Here is a 2,227-nt window from a genome sequence, read left to right on the forward strand (position 1 = left end):
GTCGGTGGCCTTATCTGTTGGTATCAAAGATCGGAAGAACCCAGTTTGAAAGCAAATCACAACTGACGCAATATGGTGGAACGTGGAATTATAGTTGGTATCAAAGATCGGAAGAACCCAGTTTGAAAGCAAATCACAACCATTCCATGCTGATGCACTTGCTATGTAAGGTTGGTATCAAAGATCGGAAGAACCCAGTTTGAAAGCAAATCACAACAGGAGGATATCAGGACACTGGATATTAGTGTTGGTATCAAAGATCGGAAGAACCCAGTTTGAAAGCAAATCACAACAAAAGGATTCAAGTTCGCCGAGATTCATCAGTTGGTATCAAAGATCGGAAGAACCCAGTTTGAAAGCAAATCACAACAGCGAAACGAAGGTTGTTCAAAACTACCTTGTTGGTATCAAAGATCGGAAGAACCCAGTTTGAAAGCAAATCACAACGATATAAGTTACGTGGTTTTAAAAAGCCCGGTTGGTATCAAAGATCGGAAGAACCCAGTTTGAAAGCAAATCACAACATTCCAGTTCAAACACAGTATCGCTTACAGTTGGTATCAAAGATCGGAAGAACCCAGTTTGAAAGCAAATCACAACCGAGCAGGTACTGCTTCCGCTTATCCATGCGTTGGTATCAAAGATCGGAAGAACCCAGTTTGAAAGCAAATCACAACTACGTTCCAAATCGGGTCAAACTTCTGATGTTGGTATCAAAGATCGGAAGAACCCAGTTTGAAAGCAAATCACAACCCATTTAACAGCGTTGCCATGCTTACTGGTGTTGGTATCAAAGATCGGAAGAACCCAGTTTGAAAGCAAATCACAACTAAACGAACCTTTCCGTCCATACTGGTTAGGTTGGTATCAAAGATCGGAAGAACCCAGTTTGAAAGCAAATCACAACAATAACGGTATTGGAGATGAAAAGCAAAGGGTTGGTATCAAAGATCGGAAGAACCCAGTTTGAAAGCAAATCACAACATACAGGTTGTTCACAATATCCCTTTCCCAGTTGGTATCAAAGATCGGAAGAACCCAGTTTGAAAGCAAATCACAACTGGGCCATAGGGATTATCAAATTGTGATGTGTTGGTATCAAAGATCGGAAGAACCCAGTTTGAAAGCAAATCACAACAGAGGCATGTGCAAGGACTGATAAAAGAAAGTTGGTATCAAAGATCGGAAGAACCCAGTTTGAAAGCAAATCACAACCCCCGAAGGCATGCGTAACAAAATCCGTATGTTGGTATCAAAGATCGGAAGAACCCAGTTTGAAAGCAAATCACAACTTATAGACTATGTAAAATATCACGCGGATGGGTTGGTATCAAAGATCGGAAGAACCCAGTTTGAAAGCAAATCACAACGATCTATTTAAGGAGTTGACCGTAATTATTGTTGGTATCAAAGATCGGAAGAACCCAGTTTGAAAGCAAATCACAACCTGTTACGGGCTTGCGTTTGACTTCGCTATGTTGGTATCAAAGATCGGAAGAACCCAGTTTGAAAGCAAATCACAACAGGGATAGCCCCGGTAAGCAAGGCGGTAGGTTGGTATCAAAGATCGGAAGAACCCAGTTTGAAAGCAAATCACAACCATACGCCACGAGCGATCCGACTGAATATGGTTGGTATCAAAGATCGGAAGAACCCAGTTTGAAAGCAAATCACAACCCCCATTGACTAATTCAGCCAATCCTTTTGGTTGGTATCAAAGATCGGAAGAACCCAGTTTGAAAGCAAATCACAACGGTAACTCGGTAAACAACAAAGCGTTTGGGGTTGGTATCAAAGATCGGAAGAACCCAGTTTGAAAGCAAATCACAACTTCGTATCTGACGATAGATTTGACCCTAATGTTGGTATCAAAGATCGGAAGAACCCAGTTTGAAAGCAAATCACAACTGCCGCTTTGTTCGATGCAAAAACGCAGTCGTTGGTATCAAAGATCGGAAGAACCCAGTTTGAAAGCAAATCACAACTAGTTATTGCCATTAGTTCTTTTTGAATGTGTTGGTATCAAAGATCGGAAGAACCCAGTTTGAAAGCAAATCACAACTCATTAACAGTGGTCATAAAATCCCAATTAGTTGGTATCAAAGATCGGAAGAACCCAGTTTGAAAGCAAATCACAACTATGCTGCTGCTGTTCCTGCTGTTGATTGTGTTGGTATCAAAGATCGGAAGAACCCAGTTTGAAAGCAAATCACAACAGCTTCCACCT

General features: G+C 41.3%; 1 protein-coding gene and 1 CRISPR repeat array. The gene reads left to right on the forward strand.

What is annotated here, in order from left to right:
* A partial coding sequence (locus Q8K49_RS01780; RefSeq protein ID WP_305303713.1) for a hypothetical protein occupies positions 1-203 on the forward strand: 203 nt, incomplete at its 5' end.
* Between the two features lie 43 nt (positions 204-246).
* Positions 247-2,139: a CRISPR direct-repeat array (repeat unit 47 nt; unit sequence GTTGGTATCAAAGATCGGAAGAACCCAGTTTGAAAGCAAATCACAAC).
* Positions 2,140-2,227: the final 88 nt, after the last annotated feature.

It is taken from the genome of Brevundimonas sp. (assembly GCF_030682035.1).
GTDB lineage: Bacteria > Pseudomonadota > Alphaproteobacteria > Caulobacterales > Caulobacteraceae > Brevundimonas.